Annotated in this window: 26 protein-coding genes and 1 pseudogene; 5 read left to right on the forward strand and 22 right to left on the reverse strand. The window is 70.3% G+C overall.

All coding sequences use genetic code 11. The features are described 5' to 3' along the window. The first annotated feature begins 358 nt into the window (after positions 1–358). Complete coding sequence (locus ACFYW5_RS36195; protein ID WP_389421398.1) at positions 359–697, forward strand: hypothetical protein; 339 nt, start codon at positions 359–361, stop codon at positions 695–697. Here the strand turns inward: ACFYW5_RS36195 and ACFYW5_RS36200 are convergent. The 4 genes from ACFYW5_RS36200 to ACFYW5_RS36215 form a co-directional block, all read right to left on the reverse strand. After that, entirely contained in the window at positions 641–958 is a 318-nt protein-coding gene (locus ACFYW5_RS36200; protein WP_389421399.1) for a transposase, read from the reverse strand. The genes ACFYW5_RS36195 and ACFYW5_RS36200 overlap by 57 nt on opposite strands. Before the next feature lie 158 nt (positions 959–1,116). After that, a complete protein-coding gene (locus tag ACFYW5_RS36205; protein ID WP_389421400.1) occupies positions 1,117–1,482 on the reverse strand; it encodes a hypothetical protein in 366 nt (121 codons plus the stop codon). A 55-nt stretch (positions 1,483–1,537) separates the two neighbouring features. Then, a complete protein-coding gene (locus ACFYW5_RS36210) occupies positions 1,538–2,200 on the reverse strand; it encodes an HNH endonuclease family protein (protein ID WP_389421401.1) in 663 nt (220 codons plus the stop codon). A 1,128-nt stretch (positions 2,201–3,328) separates the two neighbouring features. Beyond that, positions 3,329–3,880: an ATP-binding protein gene (locus ACFYW5_RS36215; RefSeq protein WP_389421402.1), complete on the reverse strand. Its 552-nt coding sequence runs from the start codon at positions 3,878–3,880 to the stop codon at positions 3,329–3,331. A gap of 189 nt (positions 3,881–4,069) precedes the next feature. Here ACFYW5_RS36215 and ACFYW5_RS36220 point away from each other — a divergent pair, with 189 nt between their 5' ends. Together ACFYW5_RS36220 and ACFYW5_RS36225 are read left to right on the forward strand one after the other, a co-directional pair. Continuing rightward, positions 4,070–4,303, forward strand: coding sequence for a DUF397 domain-containing protein (locus ACFYW5_RS36220; RefSeq protein WP_389421421.1), 234 nt, complete (start codon positions 4,070–4,072; stop codon positions 4,301–4,303). Between the two features lie 88 nt (positions 4,304–4,391). Next, positions 4,392–5,306 (forward strand): helix-turn-helix domain-containing protein, encoded by a 915-nt coding sequence (locus ACFYW5_RS36225; RefSeq protein WP_389421403.1) that lies wholly within the window; start codon positions 4,392–4,394, stop codon positions 5,304–5,306. Positions 5,307–5,330: 24 nt separating this feature from the next. Here ACFYW5_RS36225 and ACFYW5_RS36230 read toward each other — a convergent pair whose 3' ends face one another. Both ACFYW5_RS36230 and ACFYW5_RS36235 read right to left on the reverse strand, forming a co-directional pair. Further along, positions 5,331–6,140 carry an SAM-dependent methyltransferase gene (locus ACFYW5_RS36230; RefSeq protein ID WP_389421404.1) on the reverse strand — a complete coding sequence of 270 codons (810 nt, stop codon included), beginning with the start codon at positions 6,138–6,140 and terminating at the stop codon, positions 5,331–5,333. A 572-nt stretch (positions 6,141–6,712) separates the two neighbouring features. After that, positions 6,713–7,621 carry a helix-turn-helix domain-containing protein gene (locus tag ACFYW5_RS36235; protein ID WP_389421405.1) on the reverse strand — a complete coding sequence of 303 codons (909 nt, stop codon included), beginning with the start codon at positions 7,619–7,621 and terminating at the stop codon, positions 6,713–6,715. A 1,305-nt stretch (positions 7,622–8,926) separates the two neighbouring features. On the opposite strand from ACFYW5_RS36235, the gene ACFYW5_RS36240 reads away from it, so the two are divergent. Further along, a complete protein-coding gene (locus ACFYW5_RS36240) occupies positions 8,927–9,163 on the forward strand; it encodes a DUF6207 family protein (protein WP_389421422.1) in 237 nt (78 codons plus the stop codon). Between the two features lie 258 nt (positions 9,164–9,421). Here ACFYW5_RS36240 and ACFYW5_RS36245 read toward each other — a convergent pair. The 13 genes and pseudogenes from ACFYW5_RS36245 to ACFYW5_RS36305 form a co-directional block, all read right to left on the reverse strand. Continuing rightward, positions 9,422–9,634 (reverse strand): annotated as a pseudogene (locus tag ACFYW5_RS36245) (GNAT family N-acetyltransferase); the annotation flags it as partial. Between the two features lie 212 nt (positions 9,635–9,846). Further along, a complete protein-coding gene (locus ACFYW5_RS36250) occupies positions 9,847–10,290 on the reverse strand; it encodes an NUDIX domain-containing protein (RefSeq protein ID WP_389421406.1) in 444 nt (147 codons plus the stop codon). A gap of 143 nt (positions 10,291–10,433) precedes the next feature. After that, on the reverse strand, positions 10,434–11,261 hold the full coding sequence (locus ACFYW5_RS36255; RefSeq protein ID WP_389421407.1) for a PIG-L family deacetylase: 828 nt from the start codon (positions 11,259–11,261) through the stop codon (positions 10,434–10,436). Beyond that, positions 11,258–12,562 carry a hypothetical protein gene (locus tag ACFYW5_RS36260; RefSeq protein WP_389421408.1) on the reverse strand — a complete coding sequence of 435 codons (1,305 nt, stop codon included), beginning with the start codon at positions 12,560–12,562 and terminating at the stop codon, positions 11,258–11,260. The genes ACFYW5_RS36255 and ACFYW5_RS36260 overlap by 4 nt, the downstream gene beginning before the upstream one ends. Then, on the reverse strand, positions 12,559–13,572 hold the full coding sequence (locus tag ACFYW5_RS36265; RefSeq protein ID WP_389421409.1) for a phosphotransferase family protein: 1,014 nt from the start codon (positions 13,570–13,572) through the stop codon (positions 12,559–12,561). The genes ACFYW5_RS36260 and ACFYW5_RS36265 overlap by 4 nt, the downstream gene beginning before the upstream one ends. Beyond that, positions 13,569–15,107, reverse strand: coding sequence for a Gfo/Idh/MocA family protein (locus ACFYW5_RS36270; protein WP_389421410.1), 1,539 nt, complete (start codon positions 15,105–15,107; stop codon positions 13,569–13,571). Before ACFYW5_RS36270 ends, ACFYW5_RS36265 begins: the two co-directional genes overlap by 4 nt. Further along, positions 15,104–16,192, reverse strand: coding sequence for an LLM class flavin-dependent oxidoreductase (locus ACFYW5_RS36275; protein ID WP_389421423.1), 1,089 nt, complete (start codon positions 16,190–16,192; stop codon positions 15,104–15,106). The genes ACFYW5_RS36270 and ACFYW5_RS36275 overlap by 4 nt, the downstream gene beginning before the upstream one ends. Positions 16,193–16,274: 82 nt before the next feature. Continuing rightward, positions 16,275–17,318: an Ldh family oxidoreductase gene (locus tag ACFYW5_RS36280; protein ID WP_389421411.1), complete on the reverse strand. Its 1,044-nt coding sequence runs from the start codon at positions 17,316–17,318 to the stop codon at positions 16,275–16,277. A gap of 51 nt (positions 17,319–17,369) precedes the next feature. After that, the gene (locus ACFYW5_RS36285) at positions 17,370–18,212 is read right to left on the reverse strand and encodes a hypothetical protein (RefSeq protein ID WP_389421412.1); all 843 of its coding nucleotides are present in this window, start codon (positions 18,210–18,212) and stop codon (positions 17,370–17,372) included. Positions 18,213–18,304: 92 nt separating this feature from the next. Beyond that, the gene (locus tag ACFYW5_RS36290; protein WP_389421413.1) at positions 18,305–19,195 is read right to left on the reverse strand and encodes an aminoglycoside phosphotransferase family protein; all 891 of its coding nucleotides are present in this window, start codon (positions 19,193–19,195) and stop codon (positions 18,305–18,307) included. 114 nt (positions 19,196–19,309) lie between these two features. Then, positions 19,310–20,485, reverse strand: a complete 1,176-nt coding sequence (gene eis, locus ACFYW5_RS36295) for an enhanced intracellular survival protein Eis (RefSeq protein WP_389421414.1) — start codon at positions 20,483–20,485, stop codon at positions 19,310–19,312. A 16-nt stretch (positions 20,486–20,501) separates the two neighbouring features. Further along, a complete protein-coding gene (locus ACFYW5_RS36300) occupies positions 20,502–21,050 on the reverse strand; it encodes a MaoC family dehydratase (protein WP_389421415.1) in 549 nt (182 codons plus the stop codon). Next, on the reverse strand, positions 21,050–21,907 hold the full coding sequence (locus tag ACFYW5_RS36305; RefSeq protein WP_389421416.1) for an HpcH/HpaI aldolase/citrate lyase family protein: 858 nt from the start codon (positions 21,905–21,907) through the stop codon (positions 21,050–21,052). Before ACFYW5_RS36305 ends, ACFYW5_RS36300 begins: the two co-directional genes overlap by 1 nt. A 357-nt stretch (positions 21,908–22,264) precedes the next feature. Between ACFYW5_RS36305 and ACFYW5_RS36310 the strand changes: the two genes are divergently transcribed. After that, positions 22,265–23,587: an XRE family transcriptional regulator gene (locus tag ACFYW5_RS36310; protein WP_389421417.1), complete on the forward strand. Its 1,323-nt coding sequence runs from the start codon at positions 22,265–22,267 to the stop codon at positions 23,585–23,587. A 319-nt stretch (positions 23,588–23,906) separates the two neighbouring features. Here the strand turns inward: ACFYW5_RS36310 and ACFYW5_RS36315 are convergent, their stop codons facing one another. From ACFYW5_RS36315 to ACFYW5_RS36325, 3 genes are all read right to left on the reverse strand, one after another. Continuing rightward, entirely contained in the window at positions 23,907–24,056 is a 150-nt protein-coding gene (locus ACFYW5_RS36315) for a hypothetical protein (protein ID WP_389421418.1), read from the reverse strand. A gap of 111 nt (positions 24,057–24,167) precedes the next feature. After that, entirely contained in the window at positions 24,168–24,707 is a 540-nt protein-coding gene (locus tag ACFYW5_RS36320) for a hypothetical protein (RefSeq protein ID WP_389421419.1), read from the reverse strand. Continuing rightward, complete coding sequence (locus tag ACFYW5_RS36325; protein WP_389421420.1) at positions 24,704–24,994, reverse strand: hypothetical protein; 291 nt, start codon at positions 24,992–24,994, stop codon at positions 24,704–24,706. Before ACFYW5_RS36325 ends, ACFYW5_RS36320 begins: the two co-directional genes overlap by 4 nt. Positions 24,995–25,160: the final 166 nt, after the last annotated feature.

Raw genomic sequence — 25,160 nt, forward strand, 5'->3', positions numbered from 1 at the left:
TGACAATACCGGACAGATGCGGCAACAACCGCCCCAACACCCCTGAACCGCACACCCGGAGACTGCCCAGCTCAGCCCTGTGACATCACAAGATTTCCGACAGAGCCGAAAAATTTGATCGTCGACAGTTGGTGACTTGTACTTGAGTTATGGGTAATCGGCGCTCGTTGTGACGCTCGGTGGGAGACCGAGATGATGCACATTCATATGGGGGTTCACGCGCCGTAACTAGGAGCACTGCCGAGTCCGCAGCCGAGCTCTCGCATTCCGTAGCCAGGACTGACCGGGGAACCACCCGTGCTGGGCAACTTCCTGGGGTATCCCCGTGCCGTGATGGTGTCGGCGGTACCGTGCCGGAGTGGCTGATTACTCGGGGTTCGTCAGGCAGCAGGTCGCCTCTCGCCTCTACAAGCCAGACGGGCGGGTGGAGACCACACGGGCTCCCGCGGTCTGGACGCTGGCGCACCGCGGCTACAGCGGCAGCGGCCGGTTGGACGTGTGGGTGTACGCCACGAAGAAGGAAGCCCTGCGCGAAGGCGCGAAACTCGCCCTGGCCTGCGGCCTGGATGAGCATGGGCAGGCCTGCGAGGACTTCGAGGCCGGCCGATACCAGAAGGTCATGGACCGCTACGAAGAAACCTCACCCGACACCCATCTGCTGCGCGTGCAAATGGCGTTCCTCCAGTTCCCCGACTGATGTTGCCGGGTCAGCGTCCACGTTCTCCTTCTTCAGCTCCTTCATCGCCGCGGACTCCTCCGTGGTCGTCCTCGGACGCTGCCCGAAGTCAATCTCGTCCCGCCTAACCCAGTTCCGCAGCGTCTCGGCGGAGCCGATGCCAAGTTTCTGCGCGACCGCCCGCAGCGCAGCCGACTCGTTCGGATAGTCCTCACGGACTTCGGCGACCATACGAACCGCACGTTTACGCAGCTCAGCGGGGTAGGAGGAAGGGCGTGCCATGACTTGATCCTTTCATGGAATCGAGTCTCCACCGAACCCGGAACGGTTCAACTGTGTAAGCGGGCGATGCCGAGCAGGCATGGTGAACGCCTTCGCCTTTGAAGCGGCAGTCGCGGAGGATCTTGCAGAGCGCGGAGGGGTGCTGTTGAAACTGAGTGTCAGCGGGGAATGCTCTGTCCCGCTTCGGTGAGGGTCAGTGTGAGGCACCCCAGCCACGGGCCGGATGGCGGGTACTCCCAGTTCTCGGCGTTCGCCAGGACAGTGGGAAGGTCCTGCTTCGGGATAGGGGGCCCGGGCTGCTCTCCGAGAGTGCCATCCGGCGCTGTCCAGGGAACGACCCGGCACACTTCGATCCATCCTCTGTCGACGAGGGGGAGGAGGATCGGGACGAGAGCCGAGGCGGGCTCTGAGACCAGCGGCTCGTCGAGGTCACCCCAAACACCGGGGAGGATGTCGATCTCGGTGGCGTTGATCATGAAGGCGCGTTCGGCGGAGGACAGCTGGTCTGTCGCGGGATAGCTCACGCGCAGAGTGTCGCAGCTCAGGAGAACGGCCGCCGAGAGCCCTCGGTGGCTTTGGTCAAGGAGCGGGTGCGACCACAACGACTGTCTCTTCGCATGGTCCGTCGGCGAACACTTTCAGTGCCTCGAGTTCGGCGGGGTCGGCTGTCAGGTTCCAGCGGAGTTTGGTGCCCACCCACTCCGAGACGTAGCGGCAGTGCTGCTCCGCGGCCGGCGGGAGCCATTGTGCTGGGTCCTTGTCGGCTTTCGCGCGGTTGCTGCGCGCGGTGACCGCCACCAGGGAGACGGCGACGGTCTGGTCGTTGGCGTAGGCTTCGCGCCGGCCGGCACGCCAGGCGGAGGCGCCGGAGTCCCATGCTTCGGCCAGTGGCACGAGGTGGTCGATGTCGAGGGCACTGGCAGAGGTCACCTGCTGGCCGTCGTAATAGGAATGCCAGCGGCCGCCGGTGATGGTGCAGCCTGCTCCGACTTCGGGTGCTTCGACGGCCTCACTGAGCAAGACCTCCTGGCGGGTGTTGCAGCCGTCCGCACGGTCCTCGCCGGCGTTCCAGTGCTTGAACTTGGTGCGCACGTAGCCGTCCCGGCTCTCCGAGGCGCTATGGACTTTGGTGAGGGCGTCCGGCAGCAGCATCGGCTGTGCCGCCTGGACGGGAGCGGGTGCGGTGAGCGGGGTGAGGGCAAGAACGAGCGGGACCAACCCGCGCAGCAGCTTCCTGATCACGTAGCCCTGGGTACCGGCAAGCGGACCTGGGCGTAGAGGTCTCCGTCGAGGTAATCACCCGTTGGGACGAGGCAGTTCACCGAAGGAACGTTCAACTGCTCGTTGATGAGGCGCAACCCGCGCCCGCTTCTTGCGCCACCGGGCGCTGGCGCCTTCGTATAAGTGAGTTCGTGATGCGCACCTCGGGGGCGATGACCCGGTGCCTCTGCTCGGTGGTGGCCATTTGGAACTGCGCCAGCACGCCCAGCGCCAGCCGGTCACCGCTGCCCGCGCCCTGGCCGGTCATCACGGATCCGCCCACTTCCCTCCGGTGCGATGCCGTCCTGCCTGGCACCGCGCGTACCGGTCACAGCAGCAGCCGGCCCCGACCAGACCACCGGCCACAAAGGCCCGACCACGGTCACGAAGCGACAACACCTCCGTGGACCAGTCCGGCATCCCCGCTGACAAGCCCTCCGACAGCCGTCCGCACCCTCCGCCGCGCCCGTCCGTGACGAGAAGGTGAGCCTCCCACGGCCGGGCATAGGGGCGTGGGTGTCGTGTGGCGGCGGGAGGATATCCACAGGTCGCACGATCGCCCACTCCAGGCCGTACGGTGCTGCTCCTGACGATCAGCGGGCAGAGGTGCGCGATGTACGAGGTGGATCTGGCCCTTCGGGCGGAAGAGGCGCTGGCCGGGTTGCCCGGCGATGGTCGCATGGAGGTGATGGAGGTGATGGCTGCCGTCCTGGTAGGGCGGGAGTCATGGCCGGCACCTGGTGGGTGGGACGGGGCGGTTGCGTTCGGGTCCCGGTCGTGGCTGGCCTTCACGGCTCATGCGGGGGGCATTGAGGTGTACGCCATCGGCTCTGCAGCGTGACGCTCCACGGGGCCCAGGGACGAACAGCCCGGGGCGGGTCCAACCTGGCGCGTGCCGTGCTGATGCAGGGCACAGGCCGGTGGAGAGCCGGGGCAACTGCCCGGCTCTTTAGCGTGTCGGGCGCAGAGGCCGGCACGGCCGAGGACATCGGACAGCGGTCCTCCTGAGGACGTCGGTGGTCCCGCGCCGTGTGCGTTCCTGCCAGCAATCAGGATGAGCCGACGCAATGCGGTCGGCGGGGTGTCGGAAGGCAGACTGTTCGGGGGCTTCTAGGCGGCGGGCAGGGTGACGCGCGCCCACACGGTTTTGCCGCGTGTCTGGGTGTGGGTGGTCCAGCCCCAGGTGTTGCTGAGGGCGTCGACGATGGGTAGCCCGCGGTGGCGTTCGGCTAGTGGGGGAGGAGGAGCGAGTCGTGGGCGGCGTCTGCTGGGATCGCGTACCACACACAGCAGAGTCTGAGGTCGTAGGGCTAACGCCAGCCACACAGCATTTTGGTCGTCGTCAGAAGGGGCTGTGTGGGTCTGGCCGTGGCGGACGGCGTTGGCGACGAGTTCGGAGGCGATCTGGACGGCGTCGTCGCCGATGCTGTGCAGGCCCCATCGCTGTACGGCCTGGCGTGTGAACTGCCGTGCAACGAAGCAGCAGTTGGTGCTGGCTGGGATGCGGCGGGCGGTGAACTGGGTGCTGCCCAGGCCGCTGCGGACGGCCAGGTTTGCTGTGGAGGCCAGAGGCTCACCGAGGAAGAGGGGCTGCTGTCTTCGGCCGCCGGGCGTGGCGGCGGCGAACGGTGGCAGGAATGCTTCGTCGTGACGTGGCGTCATCGTTCGTCCCCCGGACTGGTGCCGTGCCCGGGGGCACGGCGTGCCGACTTGACCGTCACTATTCCTGTCCGTTCCTCGTTCTTGCAAGCACGGGGCTGCAATTGCAGAGCCCGCGTATTCGCACACAGGTCGGTTCGCCGCATGTTGCGGACGGGCCAGGTCTAAATGGTTCAGAGAGGCGTGGTGAGCATGCAACGGGTGGAAAACGGTATGGGGGCGGGCGAGATTGAGGGTGCGGCGTGGCGCAAGAGCCACCGCAGCGGGAGCGGTAACTGCGTGGAGATTGCTGCTCTGCCGGGCGGTGACGTTGCGGTGCGCAACTCCCGGTATCCCTGCGGGCCTGCTCTCATCTACACGCGTGAGGAGATTGCCGCCTTCTTCGGCGGCGTGAAGGACGGCGAGTTCGATTTCACGTTCTCGTAGCCGACGGTAAGGGTATGGCCACTTCCTGACACGGTCCCGTGGTGGCTGCCATACTCGGCCTCCTCAACAGCCCGATAGGAGAGCTTGTATGGCAGCCGTGCGGAAGGCGCCGTCGATTCTCGGATTTCCGCACCGCCCGGAGTGGGGAGCCGCCGCTCATCGCAAGGCCCTCGCCGGGCACTTGCGGCGCTGCCGCGACCACGCCGGGATCGGAACCCGTCAGGCGGCCCGATGCATCGGCGCCTCTGAGTCGACGATCAGCCGTATCGAAAACGGCCTGGCCGCGCTCAAAGAGGCGGAAGTGGAGCGGCTGCTGGACGTCTACGGCGTGCGGGACCCGCAGGAGCGGTCAAGAATCCAGGCCCTGGTCCACGAGGCAGCGCAACCGGAGGCGTGGCAGCCGTATGCCGGCGCCGCGCCGCACACACTGCGCCCGCTGCTGGCCATGGAACCAGCCGCCCGCCGCATCATCTCCTACGAGCCCCAACTGGTGCCAGGCTGGCTGCAGACCGAGGAATACGCCGAGATCGTGATCCGGGCCGCGCACCCGACCAGACCTGCCAGGGAGATCGCAGAGTGCGTCCGCCTGCGCATGCAGCGCATTGAGATGCTGCGCCGCACCGAAGCGCCCCCCGTGCTGCTGGCCGTGATGGATTCAGAGGTCTTCCGCCGCCAGGTCGGTACGCCTGGCGTGATGTACCGGCAGATCAAGCATCTGCTCGCCTTGCTGGAGGAACTGCGCTACAGCCTGCGCCTTCAGATTGCCCCGTTGTCGGTGGGCGCTGCGGGGGCCATTGGACACCCCATTGTCCACCTGCGGTTCTTCACGCCGGAGTATCTGCCGGACCTGCTTTACCTCGAGCAGTACGAGGGCGCCGTCTACCGGGAGAAGCCGTCGGAGTCCGAGCGCTATCAGGCCGTGCTAAACAACCTGTGCGGTGTGGCATGCCCGGCCGAGCAGACCCCCTCGCTGCTTCAAGCGGCCCTTGCTGCCTGGCGGTGACCGGGCATCCCTGAACTGCCCGTATCAGTGCCTGACAGTGCCGACGCCGCCGAATTCCTCCCACTCCCAGCTGGACTGGGGTTCCACATCGTCCTGCCCGGGCCGCCAGGTGGAGACTTCCACCAGGCCCGGCTCGACCAAGTCCAGCGGGGCGCAGAAGTCGGCCACATCCTTCTTCTCCCGCACTCGGCCCCAGTGGCCTTGGGTCTGCTCGCCCATGAAGGCGGTGACGGAGTCGCGTACGTGGGATGAGTCGCTGACCAGCTGGCACACCACCATCATGCTGCCGGCTGGCAGCCGGTCGGCGACCCGGGCGACCAGCCGGGCCGGCTCGGAGCTGTCCGGGATGCAGTGCAACACCGATACGAACAGCGCTGCCACCGGCTGTGTGAGATCGATCAGCCGACGTACCGGCTCGCTGGAGAAGATTTCGTCGGTGTCCCGCAGGTCCGCATGGAGGACGGCCGTGTTCACGTTGCTCTCCAGCAGCACGCCACCGATGGCACGGACGATGGGGTCGTTGTCGATGTAGACGACCCGGCTGGCTGGGTCCACGCGTTGGGCGATCTCATGGACGTTGTCCTGGGTCGGCAGCCCGGAGCCGTAGTCGATGAACTGCCGTATGCCGTACTCGGCCGCCAGCACACGCACCACGCGACGCAGGAACTGCCGGTTGTTCAACGCCAGTTCACGCATGCTTGGCACGTGCTTGAGCAGTTCCGTGCACGCGGCACGGTCCGCAGGGTAGTTGTCCCGCCCGCCCAACAGGCTGTCGTACATGCGGGCCACACTGGGAATCGTGACGTCCACCCCATACGGCAAGCTCACGCGCATCCCCTCCCGCCCGGCACGCCGCAGCAGCGCGCACTGGGTTAACAGAGTGTAGTGGAATGGTTGCGGCAGGGCCCCGTACTGGGCGGAAAATCATTCCTCCGAGGAGTGCGGCAGCAGTCCCGGCACCAAGCCGGGCGGTATGCCCAGCACCTCCGCGATACGGTCGTTGCTCAAGTGCAGCTGCTGGCGGAGCACGCGCGCATCGTGCTGCAGCGCTAGCGCCGTCTGTCTGCCTGAGGGCGCACCGGCATGCAGCCCCAGGGCGTGATCGATGTGATCGTGAAGGATCCTCCAGGCGACAGCGGCCGGCCAGGAGGTGCCCAACATCGCAGCCCAGGACACGGCCACCTCGGTGAACGCCGCTGTCACCGCGCTCTCCGCCGCCCCGGCTCGGCCGATCCGCAGTACCGCGTACTCCAGATACGGCTTGTAGTGACGCTCCCGGAACGCAGCATAGGAAGCCAGCGTTGCCCGCCTGGCCCGAGGCCCTCCTGTCGGTAGGGGCATCGGCTGCCGAGCCATTACGGCAGCATGCCTGGCCTCCCAGGCAACTGGCGGCTGACGGCGCCCGGTCACCGGCCCTGGCCCGGCACGGCGATGTGCGCGGTGCCCTCCGGCGAGCGGGGGTCGTCACACATCAAGAAGGTGTAGTGCACCGCTTCCCACAACGGCTGGAAGTCCACGGGGCGGCCCCCCAGCGCACAGACAAGGGCAGCCAGCACCTCCCATTCCGGCACATCGACGCCCGCCAGCACACGCCGGGCCGTTGCGGCCTTCACCGCACCCGAACTCATGTCTGCGATCCGCTCCGGCGACGGTGACTTCGCTGCCAGATGCAGTCCGCGAACTGCCGCATGCAACTGCGCGATCGCGGCCGCGACCGGTTGCCGTCCTTGCGTCGTCAGGCCGTGCGCTGCCTCGAACAGCACCCGTAGCTCCGCCGGATCCGAACCAAAAAGCACGGTCAGCGCACACACCAGGTCCCACGTCGGCAGACGATCACCCGACAGGACGCGGGAGATGAACGACGGCGACAGCATGGTGGAATCGGCAACCTCCCGGATGGTCAGCCCGCTGGCCACCTGCAGCTGCGCCAGAGCCGATGCCAACTGCCCTCCAGGGGAGACACCCTCGGTCCCCGAAACGGCGGCTGCGCCCTCCGCCGCATCGGCCAGCCGGCCCGGTCCGGGCCCGCGCCACCGGGCGGGAGCAGCCCGTTTTTCGTTGGCATGCAGATCCATCATGCGAGCCACCCGCTCGGGGCCCCAGCGCGCACGTGCCGTCTCCGGTGCGATATGCGCGGCCCGGGCCACCGATTCCCATTTCTCACCGCGGTGCCGGGCATCCTGTACCGCAGCAGCGGTATAGATTTCCAGCTCTCGCCGGATCGATTCGGCCCGCTCCAGCAGCGAACTCAGTTCCTCCTCACGCATCTCGCTTTCCATCAGCTGCTGTGCCAGCCGATACACCTCGGCCGCCACCGTCCCACCCAGGGGCCCCTGCTGGTCCACGCGCGAAGTCCGCCGGGTCTGCCGGGCCTGCCGGGCTCGCTGAGCCCGCCGCCGGCAGGCCGTGTTGCAGTACCTGCGGCGCCGGCCCGCGCCCGAGTTCTGCACGATCGGCCCCCCGCATGCCACGCACGTCTGCAGCGTTCCAGTCGCCACGTGTGCCGTCCTTTCTGCTGCTTGCCCAGGCAAGCAGCACTCCATCTGCGCCCCGCCGTTGAGACAGCCAGGGGCGACGGGAACGCCCCGCCGCCCCCCTGGCTCATCGGTCAGTCAATCCGCACCCACAGCAGGTCGATCCGCGATGTGCGTGCTGCTGCGGCCGCGACACCGGCGAAGGCCACACATGCGGCAGCGGGCCACTCACCGGCCGACGGCAGAACGAAGGACAAAGCCAGCACGACGGGCGGGGCCAGGCTGACCGTGACAGCGAAGGCACGCAGGCGTGCGTAAGGCCCCCGGGCATTGCTACCGTCCGGAAGCGGCCCGGACACCACAGTGCCCCGGACGCCATTGGGAGCAGTCATCATTTCTCTCCTTACGAATTGACGGCTGGTCAAAATGCGGAGGGGCCCTGGTCTGTTGGTGCCTAGCCTTGAACCGGGGCCCACCTTCGGCGTGACCCTAGCGCGCTGCCGATTCGTTCGGCTATCAGAGTGAGTCAGTAACGGGTAAGCAGCCGCATCCGCGTGCGAAACCAGCAGCTGAAAGACAGCTTTCGCTTATGCGGGCCCCCATTTTTTCGAAAGTGCACGCTTCCTGAATGGGAATGATCGCTGCTGAGAGAGATTCCCCCTGATGCACCGTGCGCCGTCGCGTGAAAATCCAAGGGGAGTGCTCCGGCGCACTCATCCCCCCCCGCCGTGCTCCCTCGTCTGCAGACACCCCTGTCCTTGGTGCATCCGCTCGCGCTCGACTCCCCTGGGAGGTGTGGCGGCGGTCGCCACCAGGGCGGGCTGAGTCAGACTAATGCTCTGCTCGGCCTCTCACCTCTGGGCCTCATCCGAAAAGTAACGAATTGGCGATCGAAGTTCGAAGGAAATGTCGACAGCAACCAAGGCAAGGGAAGTGTTGGCAGTTGACGGGGACCATCGACGGGCTCCGCACCCCTTGCTGACTAGGCCCATGAACCCGACCATGTGAGGTCAGCGGATCCGGTCCGCTCGGCCTGGGTGGCGACAGGATTTAAGGGCCCGCCGCTCGGTCGTGTGAAGCCACTGCAGCGGCGGAACTTCACCGGGCCGTCGGGGCGTAGTTCCCTACATGGACCCGATCAACGAGATGCACGTGAGCGAGCCGGGCTTGGTCGTCGTCGACGTCGCGGCCGCCGACGACGCCACTGCGCTTGCCTTCCAGCAGATGCTGGCCGACCGATGGGCGACGGCGACAGCGGAGCAGACCACGCGGGACGCCGGTCAGCCCGGTGTTCGGCTGCGCTGCTATCTGGACCTGCGCCAGCAGCTCACCCATGCTGACGTGGTCGGCCCAACCGAGGAGCCGCCCACGGCCCGGCCCTGAGTCAGGGGAGGGTGCAGCTGTCGAGTTGCTGCTCGCGTGGGCTGCCGCTGCGGTCGCGGCAGCCGTGAATGCTGGGTAACCGCCTCGACCTGCCTACGTCAGCCGGTTCACCGGCCCGCCACCACGCGATCACACGTGTCGCGGCCAATCGGTATATCCGGCATGGCAGTCGGTGCTTTCCGCGCTGCGCTGCGGGGCCTTGCGCGGGGAGTCATGCCGGAGTAAGGGGGTGACCGCCTTCGTCTTCAGCCGGCTGAGCTACGGTTGTGGCTGCCAGGCGTAGCGGACGTCGGCTCCCCGCTCGTCGTTGCGCCACCCGTCGGTGCGCTCGACCTCGACGAAGCCGTGCCGCTGGTAGAAGCGCTGGGCCGGTTCGTTGACCTGGAAGGACCACAGCGACAGGCCGTTGGGCTTCTGCTGCTTGGCCAGGGCCATGAACCGGTCGCCGAGCCCGCGCCCACGCCAGTCCGGTCTCGGTGGCGCAGGCGCAGGCGCAGGATGAGGACCCGTTACCGGTTTGAGGCGGACCGCACCGGGACCAGGAGCGGGGCGGCGCACCGCCGACCGGACCGGTGATGGTGATTCCGGGTCCGCTCCAGGGCCGTGGTCAGCGCGGGTGTCGCGGCAGTGGACGAATCCGTTACGTCAACTGCCGCGCGGTTCTGAATGTCGCTGCGGGGCCGCTACTTCCAGTTGTGCACCGTCAGCGGGCCGCCCTTGTCGAGGTAGCCGAGCAGGCCGGCGTCGGGGTACTCGATGATGTCCCCCGGAAGGTCGTGCGCGGTGAACCAGGTCAGGGCCAGGCACTTGTCCGGTTGTTTGTTGACGGGCTCCCCTTCCCACGTGAGGGCTTCGAAGAAGAAGCCGATCCGCTCGATGTCGTCGTCCTGGCGGTGGTGGACGACCTGAACGAGCTGCAGGTCATCGGGATCGACGGTGATCCCCGTCTCCTCGAACAGCTCGCGGGCCGCGCCGGTGGGCAGCGGCTCGCCGCGGTCGAGCTTGCCCGAGGGCATGTGCCACCGGCCGTAGCCGTAGGGCCCGCCCCGCTGGGAGAACAGGATCTTGTCGCCGTCGCGGACGATGACATGGGTGTCGATGACGGGTGTTGCCGGTTCGCCGCTCATGTTCCTTGGGGGGAGAAGGTGCAGGGGAGGGAATCGACGCTAGCGGCAGAGCGGGGATGGTGTCGGCGATTCGCCGCGCTACGTCCGGACGCGGGCGACGACGCCGCCGAGCAGGCGCCAGATTCCGTTGTCGAGGGCGCGGATCAGCTGCGCCAGCGCGGCGTCGAAGCTCGCGCGGAAGCAAGCTTCCCGGAGGGCGGGAAGGGATTCCATTGCCGATGTACGTGAGAGTGCTCATTCGGTGTGCCTCCCTGATCGAGCAGTGGACGGGTGCTGGAGGGGCGGTCAGTGCTGCGTCTACAGGCGGGCGGCGGCCTGCCAGAGGCATGGATGATCTGACGGGCGGTGCGGAACATTTCGGCACCGTGGGCGCCGTCGGGGAAGCGCTCGACGACGCGGTGGTGAACGTGCTGCCGGTAGGCCAGCGCGGTCAGGCCACTAAAGACCTCCATGTCGAGCTGCTGCTGTGAGGCGAAGCAGGCCAGTGCTGCCTGCTTGGCTGCTAAGAGATTGGGGGTACCGACGAAGTAGAGGTTCGGCTCGAAGTTGCGGCTGTACGGGGAGCGGAAGTGAATCAGGTCGGCGGCCTCGCGCATCGCGACGGTGCTGGCCTCCTCGCCGGTGACGGCGTGGTCGAGGTGCTGGTCGTTGGGGTAGTGGGTGTAGACGACGTCGGGGCGCTCGATGGCGAAGGCGTCGAATAGGGCCGCGTTGATGGCGCCGCGGTGGTCGGTGAACCGGGTGTCGGGGATGGGGGAGAAGGTGTAGCCGCCGATGCCGAGGATCTTCGCGGCCGCCAGGCACTCGTCGCGGCGCGCAGCGCCGTCGCCCTTGTCAGCGCGCCCGGCGCTCAGGCAGTGGACACGGACACGGTCGCCGACGAGGACGTGATCGCGGATGCGCATGCCCATGGCGAGCTCGGCGTCGTCGGGATGGGCGACGACGACCAGGACGGACCGGGGAGTGGTCAACGGGACTCCTCGTTGCGGGTGATCTGCAGAGCGCTGTGCAGACGGCGGCCGTCGAGGCCCTGCCAGTGGAAGGGCTCGTGCTCGTGCCGGGGCCAGCGCAGGTAGTGAAGGCTGCCGACGGCGTCTACTGGTTGGCGTCCGTGCCGGAAGGCGATCTTGGAGGTCTGGCCGCCGTCGAGGTGGAACACCGCCGCCGGGTCGCGGCCGGCCCGCTTGCACAGCTCGGCGGTCTCCTGGGCAGTGACGCCCTGGAACGTGGGTGCGAGCGGTGCACCGTCCAGGACGGTCAGGGTTAGACGGCGGCTGTCGAGGGCGAGCAGGGTGCGGGCGTAGCGGGCGTGGGGACGGAAAGGACTCGTGCCGAGGCTCTGGTCCCAGGCGGCGGTCAGTCCGGCGTCGGCATCGGCGGCGGACGGCCCCAGGGACAGGGCGCTGCCGACGTCCGCGGTGGCGAAGGCGTCGATGGCCGTGACGTCGACGTGTGCGCCGGGGACGAGGTGATCGGGCCAGGGCCGGTGGCTGCGCAGGACGTAGGCGCCGGCGAACTGATCGGCGCCGCCGCCGGGGTGCACGGCGGTGATCTGCGCTCCGGCGGGGGTGAGAACGACGGTGCAGTCGAGGACAGCAGGATCGCGCGGCGTGGTGTTGGCGGCCGGGTCGACGTCGCGGCGAAAGCCCGTGCGGGGGTTGTCGTGGTAGCGGATGCGGCAGTTCGCCGCGCCGTACACGGTGAGGTGGCCGGGCGGGGCCGGGTGCGGAGGCGGTTGCTTGGAGCCGGTCCAGGTGTGCGGGTGGCTGGCGACGGTGAGGGTGCCGGTGGCGGCCAGGGTGCGTACGACCGGGCGGCCGTGGTGGATGAGGAGGGCGGGTTTGGTGACGGTGGGCAGGCTGGCGGCGTGGTGGTCGCGGACAGCGAGGTCGAGGCAGGGTTCGGCGGGCTGGTAGTCGGGGTCGTCGGAGATGTAGGCGAAGGCCCCGGAGACCGCGGCGACGACGGGGCCGGTGACGAGGCGGCGCAGGTGGAAGCCGCGCGCGGAGGAGACGGGCTGACACAGGGCGTGGTCTAGGTCGATGGTGAGGGTGTAGGCGTTGGTGAGGCAGCCGTCGCTGAGGTCGATCGGGCGGGCGGTGAGGACGACGCCCGGTGCGAGGTGGCGGGTCCAGGCCGGGGTGGGGCGGGCGAACGGGCTCTGGTCGCGGGCGAGTGACTGGACGGTGGGCGCGTGGATGCCGCGGGCGCTCAGTTCGGCGAGCGGGACCAGGTCCGGATGGTCACCGGGCGGGGCCAGGGGGACGTTCATGCCGTCACCGGTCCGGCGGCGTCCAGCAGGTCGGGGACGGTGAATGGCCCAGCGTCCAGCAGACGGCGCAGGGTTTGGCGCAGCCGGTCGGAGGCGGCGGGAGGGGCGGTCGCCGGGTATGGAACGGTGCGGGCCTCCAGCCGGTACAGCAGCACTCCGGCGGCCACCGTCGCGAGGAGGCCGTCACCACGCCAGCTCCGGGCAGGGCCTGGAGGGGTATAGGCGTCGAGGAATGCGGCGGCGAGCGGGTGCAGGCATTCGGGCCGGGCCGCGTGGTGCAGGACCACGTGCGCGAGGAGGTAGCCGAGATCGAACAGTGGCGCGCCCGTGTGCACGTTGTCGAGGTCGACGAACGCGATGCGGCCCGCCGCGAGGTTGAGGTTCTTCGGGCAGGCGTCGCCGAGGACCAGTTGCTGGCCGGGCAGGGCGTCCAGACGGTGGCACGCCTCGTCGAGGGCGAGGTGGCTGCCAGTGCGTAGGCAGTAGCCGTAGGCGTGCTCGACACGAAAGAGGTCGTCGCCGTTGCCGTCGCGCAGCGGCGGGAGGCCGGCCGTGGCGTGGTGGATGCGGGTCAGGGCGGTGCCCAGGCGTGTGCACTCCTCGACGGTGGCGGCGCGCTGGTCGAGGTGCTCGCGCCAGGTTTGGCCGTCGGGGAAGACGTCGGTCATCACCATGGTGTGCGCGTCGGGCAGGAACGCCAGGGCCTTCGGGAAGAGGTCCGGCAACAGGCCGTGGTGGAGCGCCAGGGCACGGTGCTCGACCTTGATCAGCGCTGGGTTGGTGACGATGTGCGCGATCCGGGCGAAGCGGCGACCGCGGACCTTGACGATGACGGTGCCCGCCTGGCCATGGAGGCGGAAGACGTGGCTGACGTTTCCGCCGGTGCAGGCTTCGACGGTGGCGGGGCGTCCGATGTGCGGGCGGCACGCGGCGAGGACCTGGTGCAGGTGCGGGCCGAGGACCGTTCCCAGGTCGGGCTCGGTGAGGTCGGTGGCGAGCGAGTTGGTCATCGCATGGCTCCCAAGGCGGCGAGGGCGCGCGCGGCCGGTGCCGGGGCTGCGGCCGGGCTGAAGTCGAGCACGACCGGGGCGGCGGGGCGGTCGGCATCGGCCCATCGCCGGGACATCGACAGGTAGGCGCCGGCCATCAGGCGTGCCGGGCGCCGGTGGTCGGTCAGGTCGGAGGTCATCTCCGTGCGGGGTATGTGTCCAGTGAGGTAGGAGAGGAACTCGGTGACGGCGCAGGTGCGTGCCGAGCGCTGGGTTGGGAGCACCGCGTTGTCGCCGCTGCCGTGGACGAGGTCGGCGAAGCCGAGCGCGCGGTGCCTTTGCCAGTCGGGGCGCAGCCGGTCGTTGCGGAAGACTTGGAGTTCGATGTGGTCGGCGCCGCCCACCGCCCGCCGGTCGACCCCGTCCTCGTCGCCGTGGAGGGTCTGCAGGACGTGCAGGTGCAGGGCTTGGAAGGGTCCTTGCTGGATGATGTGGTTTTCCTGCCCGATCCGGCCGTTGCCCTTGTAGAGGTCGCCGGGCACTGGGTGAAGGGCGCTGCGCTGGGAGAAGGTGGTGTGGGCGAGGTTGTGGCTGCCGAGCGCCATCACCCGCCCGCGGCTGCGGTAGGAGACGTTGAGGAACACGTCGACCTCGCCGAAGCCGGCGGTCACTTGGTCCAGGTCCCGCTCGGTGTACGGGTTGCGGTCGGCGAAGCCGGGAAACAGCCGGGCGTGGTCGGCGAGGGTGAGCTGGGCGAGAAAGTCGGAGGGCCTGGTGCACGCGGCGTGGATTTCGATCTCGTCGATCTCCTTGCCTGGGCGCTCGCCCGCGGCCAGCCACCACGGCACGGTGTCGAAGTGGTGGTAGCCGGAGTGCGCGGCCTTGCCGTAGCCGCGGTCGAAGCCGTGGTAGCGGAGGCCGACGAGTTCGTCCGGCAGCCGCCACTGGCCGTCGCCGTGGCTGGACTGGACGGAGGTGACCGGACAGTTCGTGACCTCGGCGACCTCGGCGATCAGTTCCCGCACCCGGCGGAACGCAGGATGCCAGCGGCGCTGGCTCAATACGCTGACCACCATCCGCGGATCGTGCCGCCGCGCCGCCCGGTAGGCATTCAGCAGTGTGTCGAAGTCGTCGGCGATCGTTGCCGCGGCCGCCGGGTCGGTGGACGCGCCCGGATGCACGGTCAGCGGCTTGTCGAGCAGCACCGGCAGGCCCCGCTCCATCGCCCACAGGGCGTAGGGCAGGTGCACGGACGGCTCGGTCGCCACAACGACCGCGCCGATCCGCTGCCGCTCCACCACGCCCTCCAGCACGCGCCGAACCTCGTCGGGCAGGGACCGCCGGGAGACGGGGAACGGCTGGACGGGAACGACGGGCATCTGCCGCGGCCGGCCAGGCGTGCCGTACTTGATTGCGGTGGCAGCCGCGTCGGGCAGGTCGGCGCCGGTGACGGTGCCCGCGAGGTCCGCGTCCTGCGCGACGGCCAGCGCGGGCAGGTGGTTGAGGCGGGTGTGCGGGCCAACCCCGAGGATCAGCACGTTCACGGCACTGCTCACCGGCGCACCGCCCCGCTTCCGATGCCGGCGCCGAGCAGCGGCAGGACGCCCTCACCGACCTCGTACGCCTCTTCCAGGTGGGGGAACCCGGACAGGATGAATTCCGTGATGCCGAGCGCCGCGTACTCGGTGATCCGGTCGGCGACCTCGCGGTGCGAGCCGACCAGCGCGGTGCCCGCGCCGCCGCGCAGCAGCCCCACCCCGGCCCACACGTTCGGCCATACCTCCAGATCGGAGGTCCGGCCGCTGTCCCGGAAGGCCGCGTTCAGGCTGCTCTGCCGGGCCTGCCCGGTGGACTGGCTGTCGGCCAGGGTGGCCTGCACCCGTGCGACGTGCTCCGGGTCGATCCCGGTCAGCAGGCGCTCGGCGGCGGCCCACGCCTGCTCGCTCGTATCGCGGGCGACGACATGGAACCGGATCCCGAACCGCGGCGCCCTGCGCCCGGAGTCGGCGGCCAGGGCGCGGATGCGGTCCAGTTTGGCGGCGACGTCGGCGGGCGGTTCGCCCCAGGTGAGGTAGACATCCGCGTGCCGGGCGGCGACCGGGGCGGCCTCGGCGGAGGAGCCGCCGAAGTACACACCGGGCAGCGGGTCAGGAGGCGAGAAGACGGTGGTTCCGCATACGTCGTAGTGCGCACCGGTGAAGTCGAACGGCTCGGGGGCCCAGGCGCTGCGCAGGACGGTCAGCCACTCGTCGGTGCGCGTGTAGCGGGCGGCCTTGTCGAGGTGGTCGCCGAAGCGGGCCTGCTCGGCCGCGTCGCCGCCGGTGACGATGTTTAGCAGCAGCCGGCCCCGGGTCTGCCGCTGGAATGTCGCGGCCATCTGCGCGGCGAGCGTGGGGGATATCGAGTCCGGGCGCTGCGCGACCAGGAACTTCAGGCGCTCGGTGGTCTGAGCGAGGGCGGCGCAGGTAATCCACGGGTCTTCGTTGAACGTGCCGGCGGGGGTGAGGATCGCGTCGAAGCCCATGTGCTCGGCGGCCTGCGCGATCTGGGTCATATAGAGCAGGTCGGGGGCGCGGTGACGGTCGGCGCCGGGTCCGGCTGCCGTGGTCGTGTCGTGGCCGGGCCCGTGGACCCCGCGCATCCCGGTGGTCAGGGTGCGGCCGTCGCTGCCGGTCGGCAGGAACCAGTGGAACTGCAAGCGGGTCAAGGGGGTCTCCTGGGAGTCAGTCGGAGGTGAAGTCGCCGGCCGCGCGGGCGGACAGGCGGGCGAGGAGCGGGCCGGGAACGGGGATGGTGCCGTTCGTACGGGCGGCGGCTTCGCGGGCGCGGCCCTGGTCCCCGGGAACGCGCCAGCTGCCGTCGGCCGCCGCCGCGGCCCGCAGCTGGTCCGCGAGGCGCGTGTTCGAGGCGGCCGCGTCCTTGTCGGGGGCGGCGAAGGTGGGGTCGAGGGCGATGAAGACGTAGCCGGTGGTCCAGGTGGAGTCGACGTCGCTGCCCATGGGAAAGCCGAACACGGAGCCGGTCAGGGCCTGGATGAGCAGGGAGAACGCCAGGCCGCGGTGGTCGCCGAAGACGATCGCGGAGGAGGCGGCGTGGGGGTCGCGGGTGGTGCGGCCTTCGGTGTCGACGAAGCACTTCTCGGGCAGAGGCCGGCCCGAGCGGCGGTGCTCCCACAGCACGCCCATCGGCGCGAGGGTGGTGCCCATGTCCGCGCTCAAGGGCTCGCCGCGCGTGGGCAGGGCGAAGGAGAGGGGGTTGACGCCGAGAACGGGGGTGGCGCCGCCGGCCGGGACGGCTTCGGTCCGGGAGGTGTTGGCGGCGATGCCGACCAGGCCGTGTGCGGCGATGGACTCGGTGAAGGTGGACAGGACGCCGTAGCGCTGGGTGTTGATGACCCCGACCAGGCCGGCGCCGAGACGGCGGGCTCGTTCGATGGCGGCGGTGGTCGCGAACTCGGCGCTGAGCGGTCCGATCTCGCGGTGCGCGTGGACGACGGCGAACGCTCCGCGCTCGCGGACGATCTCGGGCGGGGCCTGCCGCTCGGGGAAGAACCGGGATTCGAATGCGAACTTCGCCAGCCCGTGGGAGAGCTTGCCGCGCAGTTCTCCGGTCAGGAAGTGGTCGGCCACCCGGCGGGCCGCGCTGTCGGGTACGCCCGCGGCCGCGCAGGTCCGGGCCATCAGGTCCTCGAGTGCGGCGATTGGCACCTGCACGCTCGCCGGTTCGGCCGGCGCCGGGCCGCAGGTGGAGGTGGCGGTGTCGGACATGGTTCTCCGTTCGATGGTGGCAGGAGAAGGAGGTGGAGGAGGGGGCGCGGTTCAGGTGCGGGTGCGGAAGCGGTGCCAGGTCATTACGGAGCGCAACTGCCCCTCCCGCTCGGCGCGGCGGGCCGGAGGGCAGATGGCAGCCTGCTCGGCGCGTCGCCGGGTGAGCGCGGTGACGAAGGTGTCGGCCGCGTCGGTGGGCGAGGAGGCCCAGCCGGGCAGCGCCCGGCGGGCCCACGCCTCGGCGTCGGCTGCGGGGGTGCCAGCGTCGATCAGTTGCGCGAGCAGGAAGCCAGCGCTGAGCCACCCGGCGCCGCGCCCGGGCCACGCCCAGTCGAGCAGGCAGGCACTGCCGTCGCCCTGGACGAGGATGTTCCCTTCGTTCAGATCGGTGTGCACGAGCCGGTCGCCGGCCAGCAGGCCGAGGTCCAGGCCGGCGCCGAGGTGCGCCCAGCGGTCCTCGGCCCGAAGTGTGGCGGCGGCAGGGGCCGGCAGGGTCACGAGGCGTCGCAGCGCGCGGGCGGCGGCGTCACGGTCCGCCGAGCCCGGGGACAGGTCGGCGGCCCGGCCGGGGACGTGCTGGAACAGCAGCCACCGCCAGGCGCCGGCGGTGCCGTGGTGCAGCAGCCTGGGCGCGAGCGCGCGGACGGCGGGTGCGAGGCGTGCCTCGGTGTCCAGGGTGGGCGCGTGGCGGTGGGACAGCGGAGTGGCCTTGAGGAACAACCGGCGCCCGGGAACGTCCAGGGACAGGCGCAGCCGGGCGGTCCTGCCCGCCGCGGCCTCGACGGCGTCGAGGACCGGTCCGGCAGCGGCCTCGACGGCGGCGCGCAGCTGCTGCGGGACGCCGCTCCACACGGTGGACACGGCCGGGGCGGGCAGGTCGGGGACGAGATTCATCAGGCACCTCCTGATCCGGATCGCTACGGGATAGGGGAAAGGAGAGTGCGGACCCGGCCCCGGGCGCGTGCCGGGCCCGCGCGCGGTGCGGGCTAGGGCTGGCGGGCGGCCATCCGGTCCAGGACGAGGTGGCCGCGCGCCACGAGCTCGTCGCGGTTCTTGGAAAGGCCGTTGCGCAGGTAGGACACGCCGAGGCGGACGGTCAGCAGATGTAGCAGGCGGTCCTCCTCGGCCGTCAGCGGCCGGCCGTAGCCCGTGAAGTAGGCCTCGCGCAGCTCCGGGCGGACGGACCAGACAGCGCCGCACAGCCACACGAACTCGGACGCGGCGACACCGTGCGTGGCCATCGCGAAGTCGATGAGACCGTGACGACCGGTGGCCTCGTCGTACAACCAGTTCCGGGTCTCGTAGTCGCCATGCCGGTAGACCAGCGGCAGTTGCTCGGCGAGTCCGGGGAGCTCCTTCGACGCGGCCTCGACCAGAGCGAGCCGGCCGGCGGCCAGGTACGGCGCGACATCCTCCAGGCAGTCGGCGGCCTCACGGGCCTTGTCCTCCATGTCGGAACGCACTGCGACGCGGTCCGCGGCCGTGCCGGGCTCGGACGCGTCGTGCCAGCGGCGCAGCAGCCGCCCGGCGGCCTCGTACAGGCGCAACTCGATGCCGGCTTCCAGGGGCAGGTCCCGTACGATGCGGCCGGGCAACGGCGTGCTGAGAATCGCGCGCAGGCCCGGGTCGCAGGCCAGCAGCCGCGGCGCCTCCGTCTCGCTCAGGTGCGCCGCGGTGAAGGCGTATCCGGCGACTTCACGCTCGAAGTCGAGGTCGCTGGGGCTGATCTTCACGTAGGCGTCCCGGCCAGCCGCGCTCACGCACCACACGAGGGAGGTGCTGCGCGGCCAGGAACGGTCCTCGTTCGCGTCCAGGCCGGGCAGGTGGCCGGCGACCCACTCGCGCAGCTCGGGAGGGAAGGGCTTGGAGGTCGTCATGAAGGTAGGTCTCCGAACGGGCGTGGAGGGAGCGGATTCGGTGGGGCCGTGCACGCGAGTGCGACGGGCGGTTCCTGCCGGTGGAACGGCCGGATGCCGGGTGGGGTGCGGGGGTCAGAAGTAGTCGGCGAGCCAGGGCTCCCGGTCGGCGGTGGTGGCCAGAAGGCGGGCGAGGACAGGGTTCTCCCCGCGCAGGCCCGCCATCGCGGCGGCGGCCGGGCTGCGGTAGCCGCCGGCGTACCAGAGCGCGAACTGCCCCATGGTCAGGGTGACGTCAGCGGTACGGCCGCGCTGCGCGCCGCCGGGGGTGAGGCGGGCGCTGCCTGCGCTGATGCTCAGGGTGTGGCGGCTGGAGCCGGCGCCGTCCGGGTCGGCGAGGTCGAGCACGATCTCGTCGTCCAGGTGACGGGGCCAGCCGCGCAGCTCGACGGCGCGGGCAGGGTCGAGGACGCGCAGCATCCAGGGGTGCCAGGCTCTGGCCGTTGCCGTGCCGACGCTCGCGAGGCGCTGCTGCAGCAGAGGGCCGGGCGGCAGTCCGGTGCGCTCGAACATCACGGTGGGGATCCGGCCGTGGTGCCGCCCGAGGAAGGCGAGCATCGCGTCGGCGGTCGGCGCGTCGGCGGCCCAGAAGTCGTGAACGACCAGCTGCCGGCCGCCCGGGGTGCGCTGCGTCGCCACCATCAGGACGCCGCTCGGTTCCCGCCCGTGCTCGGCGAACGCGTAGGTCTCCAGGTCCGGATGCCGCTCCTGCTGCCAGGCACCCCACCACGCAGAGCGCTGCCACGGGCCGTTCCACCGCCCGGCCAGCCGGTCAGGCAGCTCCGCCAGCTGCGCGGTGTCGCCGTGGGTGATCTCCATCGTGTCGGCGGTGGCCTGCATGAGGGCGACGGTCGGCACCGTCCAGGAGAACACCTGTGCCGGGGCCTCCCAGCCCAGCCGCCGCACGTAGCCGTTGGAGGCCGTCCAAAGCGTGGCGAGGACCGCGCCCTGATCCTGCAAGGCGCGCACCCTCTCCTGAGCGAGGCGAGCGGCGAGGCGGCCGCCGCGCTCCTCTGGGGCGACGCAGCCGCAGCCCATGCTCGCGGCGGGTACCGGCCGGCCGCCGAACCACTGCGGCACGAGCATGCCCAGGCCCCCGGCGACGACCCGGCCTCCGCGCACTGCCACCCGCCGGTCCGCGTGCGGGCCCAGGCGCGTGATGTCGGGCACCGGCTGGCCGTAGGCGCGGCGGGCCAGAGCGTCGTACTCCTCCCACTGGGCGTCGTCGGCCTCGGTGAACTCCGCGTCCATGGCGGCTCCCCTTCTTCTAGTAGCCGGTGGCGTCGCGGATGACGTCCGGGTCGGCGGGGACGAGGAAGGTGCGGGTGCCGGTGACGACCAGCTCGCCGCGCTGGTTGAACCCGTCGACGCGGCAGGTGACGATGCCCTGGTCGGGGCGGCTGCCCGAGCGGCGGGCTGACAGGACGGTGCTGCGCGCGGACAAGGTGTCGCCGACATGGACGGGCTTCTTCCAGCTGACCTCATCCAGGGCGAGGTTGCCGGTAGTCATGCCGCTGGTGGTGCGGACCGTCATCCCGAGCACCATGTTGAGGGTGAGCATCCCGCACACCAGAACCCGCGGGTTGCCGGTACGGCGGCAGTACTCGATGTCGGAGTGGACCGGCGCTTCGTTGCCCATCAGGGCGAGGACCTGCACGTGCTCCGCCTCGGTCACCGTCCGTGCCGGCCGGTGCTCGATGACCAGGCCGGGAACGAGGTCGTCCAGGCCCAGGCCGACAACCTCGCGGATCCGGCCGTCCTCCACCTGGCGAAAACCGGCCGGGACGGACGACGAGGACTGCTGCTTCTGCATCATCAGCTCGCTTTCGTGACAGAGGTGGTGACGGCGGCGGGGCGGTGGCCGGCTCGGCGGACGACGGCGAGGGCGGCCTCGATGAGCGGCGGTCCCACCATCACGCCGTCCGCCGTGGTGATGGCGCCGCCCGCCTGTGCCGCCAAGGAGGCCGCGTCGAGAACCGCACGAGCTGCCTCCAGCTCGCGCGGGCTCGGAGCGAACGCCTGCGCGATGACGCTCAGCTGGCGCGGGTGGACGGCGACCTTGCCGGCGAAGCCCAGCTCGACCGCCTCCAGGGCGTCCCGGCGCAGCCCGTCCTGGTCATCGAGAGAGAAGAAGGGCGAGTCCACGGCCGGGATTCCGGCGGCGACGGCCGCAGTGACGAGCTGAGCGCGCGGGTACCACATCGCCCGGGACGTGAGCTGGCACCCGGCCGCCGCCGCGTAGTCGGCGGCGCCGAAGAGCACGCCCGCCAGGCCCGGGGTGTGCACGATGCCGGGCAGTGCGACGACTCCCCGCGGGGACTCGATCAACGCCCAGACCTTCGGCGCCGCCTGCGCCCCGCGCACGGCCTGTACGACGGCCTCGATCTCGCGGCCCGATTCAACTTTGGGCACTACGACGAGGTCCGGCCGCAGCGTCCCCTCGTCCATGGCGGCAAGGTCCCGCAGGCCCTCGGCGCCGTCCACTGCGTTGATCCGCACGCCCAGCAGGGGCCCGCCGGATCTCCGCGTCCGGGCATCGATGAACGCCAGCACGGCGGCCCGGGCATCGGCCTTGGACCCGGCCAGCACCGAGTCCTCCAGGTCGAGCAACACCACCTCGGCGCCCGAGCCGACTGCCGTGTGGAAACGCGCGGGCGCGATACCTGGAGTCACCAGCCAAGTCGGCCCACTGGGCCTGTCCGGGGCGGGCGGCGCGGAGATCACCCGATCCAACGGAGACTGCACGTCGATCTCCTCTCGAACGGTCGACCGTCCCGGTCGCTGCTCGTACGAGCACGACGGACCGGAAGCAGGAACAGGGAATCGTGCACCGCCACCCGGACGGTCGGACATCGAGCGGGTGTGGCAGTGCGCTGCGCGGTGATGCGCCACAGCGACCGATGGGGTCGCTGAGATGATCGAGTGTCGGCCAACTGTGCCTGCTGACATAGAGGTTGGCGGGAGTCCCGCGGGAGTCCCACCCCCCTGCGGCGGTACGCTCAGGCCGTGCCTGCCTGATTGGATTTCGTCGTGGACGAGGACGAGCGCACACCCCACCCGCTGGCCGCGGTCCGCACCGCGCGCGGATTCAACCGTGTGGAGTTCGCCAAGGCGATGCACGGCGCTGCTCGCCGCCGCGGCCTTCGCTCCGGCGTCGACAAGGCCCGGGTGCGCAAGTGGGAGGTCAACGGCGTACGGCCCGACGCCGTCTCCCAGACCTACATCGCGGAAGTCCTGGGCATCCCGGCCAGTGACATCGACCCTGCCGCCTGGCCTGCTTGGCTTCCCCGCGTCGACCAGGGTGTCGTGCCGCTCGATCCCGCCAACATCGTGCCCGCTCTGCGAGAGGCCCTGCACACCATGGACCGCCGAACCCTCCTCAGTGCCATCCCCGGATCCGCGCTCGTCATCCTGGCAGGAAGCTGGGCCGGAACCCAGCCCGCGGCCCTCGCCGCCAGCCCCTCCCGCCCGGGCGCCGCGGTGGGCGAAGACGTCGTATCCCTGCTGGAGGAGACCAGCGCCCGCCTCAACACACTGGCCACCGAGCAGCGCCAGCACATCGCGCCCCTCTACGACGCCCACCTCGCCCGCGTCACCGACCTGATCGAGGAGCAGCGCTATTCCCGCCCCGTGGGAGCGCGCTTGCACAAGCTCGCCGCCAGCCTCTCCCAGACGGTTGCCTGGATCCGCTTCGACCACGGCCAGCACGGCGCCGCCAGCCGGTACTGGATCGCCGGGCTGCACAACGCTCACGCCGGCAACGACCGGGACATGGGCGCGGCCCTCCTCAGCGACCTCGCCTATCAGGCCTCCTGGCGGGATGACCCCACTACCGCCGCAGGCATCCTCACCAAGGCCCTCAGCCGCACCACCCACCCCGCCGCGAGCTCGCTGCTGCATCTGCGACTGGCACGCGCCCAAGCCGCGCTCGGCGAACGCAGCACCACATTGCGCTCCCTGAACGCGGCAGAACGCCTGCTCAACGCCGGGGACGCAAACGACACCCCCGCCTGGTGCTCCTGGATGTCGACCGCCGACCTCGCCGTCGACTCGGGCCGCTGCCTGCTCGACCTCGGCGACACCGCGCAGGCGGACCGCCTCATCGCCGAGGGCCAAGCGCTCCTGCCAGCCAGCCGCGACAAAACGCGCGGAATCTTCCTCGCGTACCGGGCGCAGGGCCATCTCAGCCGTCGCGAACCCGAAGCAGCAGCCGCCGACGCCCTCGAAGCGCTCCACCTGGCCGAACGGATCGGGGCCCCGCGATGCGTTCAGCTCGTCCGCGATCTCACCCCCGCCTTCACCCCCTACCGCACGACTGAAGGCGTGCCCGAACTGCTGCACGCCGTCGCTTAACCCGGGCAGGTCCAGCACTGCGTTCCTGATCACCAGGCCGCCTCCAACCGCCGACGGACACACTCCGCGTCTACCGCGCTCAGGCCGCTGTACTGCCCCAGAGCCAGGGTGTGGAGGGAACTCGCCTCCTCCGCCCGTCCGGCGCCTGCCACGCTCTGGCCGAACATCTTCAGACCGCGGGTAGTCCACTGCCGTGCCGGGGGCTTTGGCTCTGTCCGGCGGCCGGGAGCGTTGTCGACCAGACGCCGGACAGGCGTTAAAGGGGGCAGCCACGGCGAAGGCGGCCACGAACACGTCGGTCGGGGGCGGGGCCGCAGCCTCATGACGCCCTCCTGCACAATGCGGCGAAGCGGCGGCTGTCCTCGGCCTGCAGGCCTGCCATGAGCGCCGGACCGGGCGCGTGCCGCACGGCGTACACGAGCACAGCGCCGCCAGCACCGCAGGCGATGAGGATGAGCAGCTTCGTCATGGGGTGCTCGATTCGAAAGTGAGGGTCTTCGGCCGGGGTCGGATCCGCCCCGCCCGCAGGGGCGTGCCCGTGCGCGTCGACGACTGTTACCGCGTCGATGCGCACGCAGTCTCAGGTGGCGATGCCGAGCCGGGCCGCGAGCGCGGCGTGCGGGGTCGGCTCGGGCCGGATCTGCGCCAGGGCTTCGCGGAGCGGCGCGGTCGGCACCAGCCGGTCACATGCCGATGGCCGGAACCAGTACGGACCCGGGGGAACGGTCCTGTTCAGAGAGGGCAGGGTGATCGTGTGGGGCGCGCCCAGGCACACGGCGTGGGTGTGCGGCTGCCAGCAGCGAGAGGAGCCGGGCGGGACGAGCCAGTAGAACCAGCCGCTCTCCGGGTCATCGATCACGGGCCCGCATCCGCCCTGGATCTCGTCCATGAGAGCTACGGCGCAGCGGGCCTGGACGCCGGAGCTGGTGATGACGACGTCGAAGAGATGGCCGCCCAGGCGTACGCGGGTGTCGCGGCCAGCTTCGACTGCCAGCAGGGTGCGGATCATGTCCGCGAGGTCGGCCATGTCGGCGGCCGGCCGACTCGCTGCGCCGACGGTCTCGACCAGGTGCTGCACTATGTCGGCGCCGCGCGGCAGCGCCTTGGCCGGGGCGGTCACAGCTCCACCAGCCCGGGACGCAGGACGGCGCGCACGGTCTTGGCGTCGAAGCCCGAACCGATGAGGAACCAAGAGAGTTCCACGCCCTGGCGCGCGATCTCCCAGAGCCCGCGTCCGCAATCACCGGTGACGGCCTGGTCGAAGTCGGGGAAGTGGGGGAGAGGGTCTGTGACGTCGACGAGCAGCTCGTGCGCCTCGGTCAAGCTGAGGCAGGCGCTGAGGCTCTGGTCGGGCTTGCCTGGAGCGAGTGCGTGCTGCACGGCGTTGTCGACGAGGGCATGAAGCACGTCGATCGCGTGATGCTGATTGCCTGGCCAGGCCGCCAGGGTGAGGAGGCTGCGGGCCTTGATGCGGGCTAAGAAGCCATCCGCTTACCGCTCGGCAGGCTTGATCAGTCGAACACGGTTCCTGTTCGGGTGATCCCTCGGTGGTCGGGGCATAACGGCAGGGCCT

This window comes from Streptomyces sp. NPDC002779, assembly GCF_042888685.1.
In the GTDB taxonomy this organism is placed as follows: Bacteria; Actinomycetota; Actinomycetes; order Streptomycetales; family Streptomycetaceae; genus Streptomyces.